This is a genomic window from Rubellimicrobium rubrum (assembly GCF_006152115.1).
GTDB lineage: Bacteria > Pseudomonadota > Alphaproteobacteria > Rhodobacterales > Rhodobacteraceae > Rubellimicrobium > Rubellimicrobium rubrum.
The window spans coordinates 1-8050 of sequence record NZ_VDFU01000060.1 but is presented as its reverse complement, the minus strand read 5'-3'; the positions used below and the strand labels follow the sequence as shown (position 1 = coordinate 8050).

At 66.4% G+C, this 8050-nt stretch carries 9 protein-coding genes; all 9 read right to left on the bottom strand.

Translation table 11 applies throughout. The features are described 5' to 3' along the window. Positions 1-537 precede the first annotated feature (537 nt). Positions 538-2217 carry a relaxase family protein gene (locus tag FHG66_RS20810; RefSeq protein WP_139079069.1) on the bottom strand — a complete coding sequence of 560 codons (1680 nt, stop codon included), beginning with the start codon at positions 2215-2217 and terminating at the stop codon, positions 538-540. Continuing rightward, positions 2211-2597 carry a plasmid mobilization protein gene (locus FHG66_RS20805; protein WP_139079068.1) on the bottom strand — a complete coding sequence of 129 codons (387 nt, stop codon included), beginning with the start codon at positions 2595-2597 and terminating at the stop codon, positions 2211-2213. The genes FHG66_RS20810 and FHG66_RS20805 overlap by 7 nt, the downstream gene beginning before the upstream one ends. Before the next feature lie 447 nt (positions 2598-3044). Then, a complete protein-coding gene (locus tag FHG66_RS20800; RefSeq protein WP_139079067.1) occupies positions 3045-3578 on the bottom strand; it encodes a helix-turn-helix domain-containing protein in 534 nt (177 codons plus the stop codon). A gap of 139 nt (positions 3579-3717) precedes the next feature. Then, complete coding sequence (locus FHG66_RS20795; protein ID WP_139079066.1) at positions 3718-4422, bottom strand: helix-turn-helix domain-containing protein; 705 nt, start codon at positions 4420-4422, stop codon at positions 3718-3720. 323 nt (positions 4423-4745) lie between these two features. Continuing rightward, a complete protein-coding gene (locus FHG66_RS20790) occupies positions 4746-5075 on the bottom strand; it encodes a type II toxin-antitoxin system ChpB family toxin (RefSeq protein WP_139079065.1) in 330 nt (109 codons plus the stop codon). Positions 5076-5088: 13 nt separating this feature from the next. Beyond that, a complete protein-coding gene (locus FHG66_RS20785; RefSeq protein WP_139079064.1) occupies positions 5089-5346 on the bottom strand; it encodes an AbrB/MazE/SpoVT family DNA-binding domain-containing protein in 258 nt (85 codons plus the stop codon). Between the two features lie 64 nt (positions 5347-5410). Further along, the gene (locus FHG66_RS20780) at positions 5411-6025 is read right to left on the bottom strand and encodes a recombinase family protein (RefSeq protein WP_139079063.1); all 615 of its coding nucleotides are present in this window, start codon (positions 6023-6025) and stop codon (positions 5411-5413) included. A 751-nt stretch (positions 6026-6776) separates the two neighbouring features. After that, positions 6777-7364 carry a hypothetical protein gene (locus FHG66_RS20775; RefSeq protein ID WP_139079062.1) on the bottom strand — a complete coding sequence of 196 codons (588 nt, stop codon included), beginning with the start codon at positions 7362-7364 and terminating at the stop codon, positions 6777-6779. Positions 7365-7515: 151 nt separating this feature from the next. Then, on the bottom strand, positions 7516-8050 hold a 535-nt coding region (locus FHG66_RS20770; protein ID WP_218013938.1), incomplete at its 5' end, for a hypothetical protein.

The window sequence follows — 8050 nt, the reverse complement described above, 5'->3', positions numbered from 1 at the left end:
TGCTGCTTCGCCATGAGCTAACTGGTAGTCGAGCCATGTGTCGAACAGAGCGCCCAGACGCCGGAACTCAGCCATCATCTCGTCCTTAGTGCGTCGAGCCAAGCTGTGCCTCCCTGAGGTATTGAGAAGGTCTATTTTTGGCAAAGCGCGAGCCAAAGGGCTTCGACAGTCCCGCCGCAATTTTCAGGGCTCATTTGTGGGTATGGCGGAGGGAGGCTCCGCCATCGTCGGGGCGCAAAAGGCAACGCTGTAGGGCAACCCGGGATCAGGCGACGGTCTGTCCCCTCTTCTGACCCCTTATGCGGGCGGATGAGCCCCTGCGCGGGAGGCGGGGTCAAGCCGTCCCGCAGGCTTAAGCCGAGGACACGGCTTGAGGCTGCTGGACGCGCCCACGCTCCGGTCTGTCCCTTTGGTGCTTTGCATCCAAAGGGACTGCCCAGCGGCGAGCGGTCTTCTTTCGCTCTCCTTGCTCTAGGACCGGTCCCTGAGCCGGTTGGGTCCCGGCCCTTGCTCCAACCCCAACCTGGCCAGCCGCCGTTACAGTCCCCACCCATTGTCATGCCCATGGCTCAGGCCCTGGCTGTGCGTCCGCTCGCGCCCGCGCTCCTGCTCCAGGAGCCTGATCCGCTCGGCCTCGCGCTCGCGGACTACTTCGCCAACTCGGCCATCAACCTGTTCACGGCATCGATCAAGGCGCGTGTTTGCAGCGTCTGCCTGGTCAAGCCTGAGGCCAAGTCGTCCAAGTGCGCGCTCAAGGCCTCCTGTCTCTGCTCGATGGCCTCGATCCGCGCCCCAGCTTGCCTGGACAAGGCCGAGAGCGCGCTCGCCGTGGCCTCGGACTGCTTGAGCGAGGCCTCGGATGCGCTCGCCAAGCTCTCGAACTGAGCGAGCAAGGCGCGCTCGAAGGGCGTGAGGCTGTCCATCCTCTAGCTCCCATCCGTCCGCGCTTGGGGCCGCACGGGCGGCGCCTCGCCCAAGGGCAGCACCAGGCAGGGCCTCTGCTCCTCGCCCCGCCGACAGGTCACGGCCATGGTTCCCTCCGGCACCAGGAGATAGCTCCGCCCCTCGAAGCGGAATGTCTGGTATAGGACGATCCCCTCCGTGCCGGATGCTGTCCCCGACCACGTGGCCCTCCAGCCGCTCGGGCTCATCCAGAGCCAGAGCAACAAGGCCGTGAGCGCCGCCATGGTGAGCCAAGTCAGCGCCAGGGCCGCCCACCACCAGCGGCCCCAGCGCCTGAGCCTGCTCAAGTCCCGGCTCAAGGGCTGCATCGCGCTCTCGAGCGCCGCGTGCAAAGAGCCGCTCATGGAAGAGAGCGCGGTCTCGGACTCGTGCCTCAACCTCTCGCCAAGCTGCCTCAGCTCGCTCGTGGTCAGGCGCTCGATCTCGGCCGACTGCGTGGCCAGCCTCTCGGCGAGACGCTCGGTCAAGCTCTGCGTCATAGCTCCAGCCCTTCTCGTAAAGGCGGCCCTTCATGCGGAGGCGCTCGCCGCTCTCGGGATCGGCCACCGTCAGGTAATCCTTGCCTTGGCGCGGGACGCTCAGGCCCGCCCCCTCCAGCGCCTCGACGAGGCTTGCCCGGTCGGTCACCTGGCCAGCCGCCACCAGTGCCGTGACATAGGCATGCACCCCCTCGCGGCCCGCCCGGAGCGTCAGCCCTTCGGAGGCGTGCGCGTGGGCCGGCACCCCGTGCATCTCGCGGGCGCGGGCCGGGTCGTCGGGCCGGGCCCAGCCGTGCTGGAAGTTGAGCGCGTCTCGGAGGGGGGCAAAGGTGCGCTCCCAGCCCGGGGGTGCGATGTTGAGCGCCCGTCCTGTGGTCAGCTCCACCCGGGGCACCACGAAGTGCAGCTCGACCCGGCCGCCTCGCCTCTCGCGTCCCGCCTCGTCCACCCCGGACCCAGGCCCCGTATGGGTGTGGCGCACCCAGGTGATATCGAACTGCTCGGGGTCGAGCCCGGCAAAGGCCACCCGCTCAAAGGCATCCATCGCATGGTGCTGCTCGACGTCCGAGGGCGCGTCCTCGGGGGCGAAGCTCAGCACCCCGTGGGTGTAGGTCCAACGCCGCGACAGGCTGTCGATCAGGTCACGGGTGCGGTTCATGTCGCCGCGGATCACCTCGGGGGCGGCATGCTCACGCCCCTGTCGGGCAGCGTCTGTCAGGTAGGCGGCCACCGTGCCCCCGCCGCCCCGCCCGCTGGAGGTGAACTTGATCAGCATGGCCCGGGCTCCCCGGGGCTGGAGCCAAGCTCGGCGGCTCCGGGCGAGGCCGCGTCCTCCGCCTCGGGGTCGGCTCGCGTGTAGGCGCGCCGCAGCGCCGCCAGCTCGCGGTCGATCGCGATGAGGCGCACCAAGAGTGCCGCCGCTGGCACCGGTTCCTGCCGGTTGGCGGCGCGGGCGAGCTGGTTGAGGTTGTTGCCGAGCCGCGCGAGCTCGCGCAGGAGCGCCGGGTCCACCGAGGGCGCCTCACGGCGGGGCCGGCGTGGGCGTTGCCCATCGAGGAGGGCGCGCACCAAGTCCGACAGCGACACGCCCCGGCTCTCCGCCAGCGCCTGCCAGCGGGCCTTGTCTTGGGGTGTGGTGCGGATCTCGACGCGCATGGACCGGGGTCTCCGGGCGGGGGGTGCTGGGGGGCCACCAGGGTCCCCCGGCCGGGGTTGCGGGGCTGGCCCCGTGCCGTGCGCCAGCGCGGCCCTTCTTGGGGGATTGAAGGGGGCGTCCCGCCCCCTCACCAGCTTCGGGGCTGGGCGCGGCACGCGTCCGGACGCGAGTATGCTGGTGTACACTCAACTTCAAGGCAAGCGCCAAGCTGCACGGTCCAGGGGGGACAGGTCGCCCTCAGGCTGGGATCGGCGGAAACTGCCTCATCGGGCTAGGAAGGAAGGACGCTCGCCGCTGGGCAGTCCCTTTGGATGCAAAGCACCAAAGGGACAGACCGGAGCGTGGGCGCGTCCAGCAGCCTCAAGCCGTGTCCTCGGCTTAAGCCTGCGGGACGGCTTGACCCCGCCTCCCGCGCTGGACCGGACCAACAGGTGGAACGAGGTCGATCAGGCGCGGCCGAACAGGCGGGCTAGGACACCAGCCCAGGGGTTGGGCTGGACGGAAGCCACGGCAGGCTCGGTCACGGTGAGAGAAGGTGCAGGAGGAGCGGACACCACGCGCTCGACCGTCAGCGCCAGGACTCTTTCCTCGGAACGGTCCAGGCGCTTGCGCAGATCGGCCACCGTTTCCTGAAACGTCTCGCGCTCCCGATCGGCCAGCTCCCGCACCTGCTCTGCGATCTGGCGCTCTCGCACGACCTGCTGCTCAAGGAGATGCACCTGGAGCTGGAGCAAGGCCGTGTCAGGGCCAATTGGCTGGGCCGTTTCAGCTTGTTCAGCCCGTTTCTCGTCATGTCGTGCCGTTACATCCGGCTTGTTCACTGAAATGGTTGGAAAGACGCGGGCCAGTTCCGAGGCGTCGATCCTGTAGCTCTTGTCTGCCTCTCGCCGGGCCGACAACTTCCCGGTTTTGATGGCCCGGAAAATCGTGGGGCGGCTGAGGGCCGTAGCTTGGGCGGCTTCGGTAAGAGTGTATTCCACAGCGTTTCTCGCAGCTTCTGAGCCGTTTCTGAACTGTTCATGACACGCCTGAGCGCCGTCTCAGACACGTTTCCTGAAACGCTGGCTCACAACAAGCCTCTTGAAGCTCTGCGGGATGCGTTCCGCTCTTGCTGTGCTCTTAGAGAGAATCCTTAGCTTGGGATTCCGACCGTCTGGCGGACTCGCGTTCCTGCACCTTGCGACCCATGTCCGCGAGCGCCTGCGCAAGCGGGCTGCTCGCCACGTCGAAGAGGGCCAGCTCGTCCAAGGGCAGGCTCGCCTTGTGGGCCGCCAGCTCGGCCGCGCGGACCTCTTGGGCGTGGATCACGTCCTCGGGCAAGGGCGGGACCGCGCCCAGGCGCCCCAGGAGCCGCGCCGCCCGGAGCGGGATCATCATGCGATAGGCGTTGCTCGCCTGGCGCACCCGGGGCCCGCACCCCTCCGTCTGCCCGGTAGGCTCGTAGCGGCGCAGCCAGTCGAGAAAGCCGTGCTCGCGGAGCGCCCGGAGAGCGCGCCAGACCGCATCCCGAGACCGCTTGAGCTTGGCCATGAGCGTGTCGAGCGAGGGGTCGAGCCGCCCCGTGCGGAAGCTCACGAGGTTGGCCAGCAGCTCCAGCACCTCGAGCGCGACGTGCCCCAGGGGGCCGTTCCGCCGCCCGGCTTGTCGCTCCATAAGATCATAGCGGCGGGCGGCCAGCAGCACGCGCCGGACCTCCTGGCGGTCTGTCCTGCGCCAGAAGACGCGCTCGCAGCGCCCGACCAGGCGCGAGTGCCGGCGCACCGGCTGGCGGTCGGGCGCGGGCGGAGCCGAGCCGGCCAGGGCCGCTCCGATGGTCGTGAACATGATCTGTCGTCCTCCATAACGAGGAAGACCGACAGGGCGGGGCCACTCACGCGCAAGGCAAAGCTCACCCGTGGCAAGAATCCTCTTGCAAGCGTCCGGCCGACTATGGGAAGCTGAGTTTGCACACATCAGTTTTCCCAGCCTCGGCTGGATATGAGGCCCGCCCCTGGCGGGTCTTCGTATTTTCGGGCGTTCGCTTCCCTTTGTGGTCCCTCTGCCGCCCGGCCCTGAGTCCAAGCGGCGCTCGCCGTCATGGTGACGGATGCGTGACCCGCAGGCAACAAGGTTTCAGCCTGGGGGCGAGCCGGTTCGCTTGGCCCCGCTCACTCGAAGAGCGGCTGCACCCGCGCCAGGACCTCGTCCATGATGAAGTCGGGCACCCGCTCCGAGAACCGCGCGCCACGCGCCTTCAGGTCGAGCGCGCGGAGCTGGTTGCAGAGCACCACGCCCGAGGCGTTGGTGCCGGCGCCCGAGAGCGACACGGCAAAGCCCCGGTCGCGGGCGAAGTTGCCCCCTTGGGTGATGGGCGCCACGATGGGAGTGCCAAGGGCGTTGAACGCCTTGGGCGTGAGGATCAGCACATAGCGGGGGTTGGCCTGCTCGCGCCCCTTGGTGGGGTTCAGATCGACGTGCCAGACGTCGCCGCGCTCCATCAGGTCGGGTCCGTCACAGGGCTTCGCCGCCCACCGGGGGAGCCTCGTCCCACGCGCGTGCCTCCTCGCTCAGGGGGGCGTCCGCGTCGCACTGAGCCACCAGTTCGGCGAGGGAGTAGCGCGGCCGGGGCCGGGGCTCGACCACGAGCCGGCCTTCCTCAATGCGGAGCGCCACCTTCACGTTCGGTCCGAGCCCCATGCTGTCGAGCACGGGCTTGGGGATCGCCATCATGACCGAGCCGCCGACCGTGCGCAGGGTGGATGTGAGCATGGCTGCCTCCTGTTATACTTAGGTATAACGTAAGGCGTGAGCGCTCGCAAGGAAGCGCTCCCGCTCACCTACACAGTCGTCCGATGGTGGCATGGTGGACGTTGTAGCTCCTGGCAATGGCCGACAGGCTCTCGCCTTGGTCGTGCCGGCGCCGGGCCTCTTGCTGCTGATGAGGCGTGAGCTTGTAGGGCCGTCCCATCTTGCGCCCCTCCTTCTTGGCTCGGGCCCGACCCTCGCCGGTTCTGGCGCGGATCAGCTCGCGCTCGAACTCCGCGAGGCCCGCCAGCACCGTCAGCATGAGCCGGCCGTGCGGCGTGGTGGTGTCGGCCCAAGGGTCGGCAAGCGAGCGGAACATGGTGCCCTTCTCGGCTAGGGCGCCCAGCACGTTGAGGAGATCCCGCGTGCTCCGCGCCAGCCGATCCAGGCGCGTCACCAGCACCACGTCCCCGTGCTCCACCTCGGCGAGGAGCTTGGCGAGCTGCGCCCGGTCACGCTTGGCGCCCGAGGCCGTCTCGCGGAACACTCGGGTAGCCCCGGCTGCCGCGAGCTGCTCGAGTTGCGCCGCCAGAGACTGGCCGTCCGTGGACACCCTCGCGTAACCCAGGAGCCGACCGCTCGGCAGGGCACCAGGATCATGGGCAACGGGGACTTGCGGCGAGGCGCCTTTCGCGCGGGACATACGCGCGACGTAAGCCCTTGCGGCGCTTGGGTCCAGCCAGCGGTCACAAAGTCACGAAATACGCACAAAGCGAGGTGTCATGTCCCGCATAGGCAAGGTCTAGTGAGACGTGTATTCGGGCAACTGAAGGTGAGAAGCGCTATACCGTGCCTTGGCGATGCCAAGATGGTGATGGAGGCTGCTGGGACAGTCAACGCGACCAAACCGGCACCCGAGGACCATATGAGCAGCGAACTGCTGGACGTATGTCGAACGTCAGTACAGAGCCTTTTGCGCGCTGGGGTGCTGACGCTTCGCTACTTGGGTCTTGTCGCAGGCTATGCGGCGCTCCTCGCGCTCGTGATTGACTTGGTCATGGCTATGTTCGAACGGCCACGAGACGTGAACTTCGGTCTGACACTTCATTTGGTATGGCTGGCCCTCGTCCTCCAAGGCGCAGTGGGTTTCTTGCTCGTGGGTCGCCTACAGTGGTGGGGGCTGGTTATCTATCAGACCGCCACATTGATGTTGGTCACGTTCGTCCTGTTCCCGGCAGCCGGTTGGGTTCCCTTCTTAACGATCATCGTAACAGCCTGCCTCGCCTGCCTCCCCATCTTGCACTGGAAAAGCTCACGAGGGAGGCTCCGCCCGTTCTCTTGCTAGGAAGGTGGACGGAAGGGTGGATAGAGCCACGATCCCGAGCGGCCTAGCACAGTGGCAGAGGGCTTCCAGCGCCGTCTTCGGTGCCGGAGGTCGGCACAGGCTTATGCCGTCAAGCGCCACCCGTGACGAAGCTGAGATGGGTCACGCGCCGCTCATCCTCTGACCAGTTCGCAGCCAGCTCGTTCAGGGCAGCAGGCAGAAAGCTGTCGAAGTCAGGCCAGCGGAAGATCTCCTGGGAGGTCTCCCGGTCCGCTGAGACGACCTCGCCCGAGCGAGTTTCGAGCAACCACACGCTCCGTCGGCCATGTTCTGCTCCCCCGAAGATGATGCCGTCGAACCTTTGGTGGAACCCACCTTGGCCCATGTTCGTGGTGACCACATTGTAGGCTCGCCAGACCCGAGGAGGCTCTGAGTGCAGGGCTGGACCAAAGAGGCTGAACGCTTTCGAGAACAGGTTGAAGCCGTTCATCTCGCACCAGAGGCGAGGATGCCGGAACGCCTCAAGGAAGCGGTTCTCCGCATGGAAGCGATCCAGCTCCTCCGACGCATGAGGCAGCATTACTTGGTGGAGCCAGCCTCGGTTCGTGGTCTCCGTTGAAGAGCCCCAGATCAGAGCGTCGTGCCGTTGGTCGAACCCATACCGATCCCATGGCTCGAGGAAGTGCCGGAGGTTGGCCAAAGCCGTCATTGCATTCATGGGATCAGTGTCTCCGAGCTACACCCGCCACTCGAAGGGTATACGGGGACACATGCAAGGTCGCCTCAACCAGCAGGGTAAGGGGTGCTTTGCCTGCCGCGCTATGGTGCTTTGGTCAGGCACCGAACGCACCTAAGGTTGGTGCCCACGCTCACTGTCTCGCCTGCTCCTCGAACTCCCAGTGCAAGGCTCTGAGCCGCTTCAACTCATCGGCTGAAAGGTCCGTCTGGTCTAAAGGGTCAAGCAAGTTCTTGAGCAGATACCATTCGGTCTCATCTCGGATCTGGCCGCGTTTCAGGATCGCTCGCGCCATCCGGACAGGATCTCCCGCATCGGCCCACCACTCACGACCAGTGCGCTCGCGATAGTAGGCGAGGAAGCCAGTAGCTGAAGGCCAGCCCTCCTGTAGACCATCTCGGATCATATCATTGATGTCGTTGAGACCTTGCTTGGTCCCCTCCAGCACGTCGCTTAGACGCGGGCCGCCGGGCTTGACCAGGGTCAGTATGTCGTTGCTCCGACGAGTTTTCTGATAGGCCTTCTGCATTGCTGCTTCGCCATGAGCTAACTGGTAGTCGAGCCATGTGTCGAACAGAGCGCCCAGACGCCGGAACTCAGCCATCATCTCGTCCTTAGTGCGTCGAGCCAAGCTGTGCCTCCCTGAGGTATTGAGAAGGTCTATTTTT

Coding starts and splice junctions, on each gene's coding strand:
- FHG66_RS20785 (WP_139079064.1), bottom strand. CDS start 5,346: ATGCTCACATCCACCCTGCGCACGGTCGGCGGCTCGGTCATGATGGCG.
- FHG66_RS20795 (WP_139079066.1), bottom strand. CDS start 4,422: ATGTTCACGACCATCGGAGCGGCCCTGGCCGGCTCGGCTCCGCCCGCG.
- FHG66_RS20810 (WP_139079069.1), bottom strand. CDS start 2,217: ATGCTGATCAAGTTCACCTCCAGCGGGCGGGGCGGCGGGGGCACGGTG.
- FHG66_RS20805 (WP_139079068.1), bottom strand. CDS start 2,597: ATGCGCGTCGAGATCCGCACCACACCCCAAGACAAGGCCCGCTGGCAG.
- FHG66_RS20780 (WP_139079063.1), bottom strand. CDS start 6,025: ATGTCCCGCGCGAAAGGCGCCTCGCCGCAAGTCCCCGTTGCCCATGAT.
- FHG66_RS20775 (WP_139079062.1), bottom strand. CDS start 7,364: ATGAATGCAATGACGGCTTTGGCCAACCTCCGGCACTTCCTCGAGCCA.
- FHG66_RS20790 (WP_139079065.1), bottom strand. CDS start 5,075: ATGGAGCGCGGCGACGTCTGGCACGTCGATCTGAACCCCACCAAGGGG.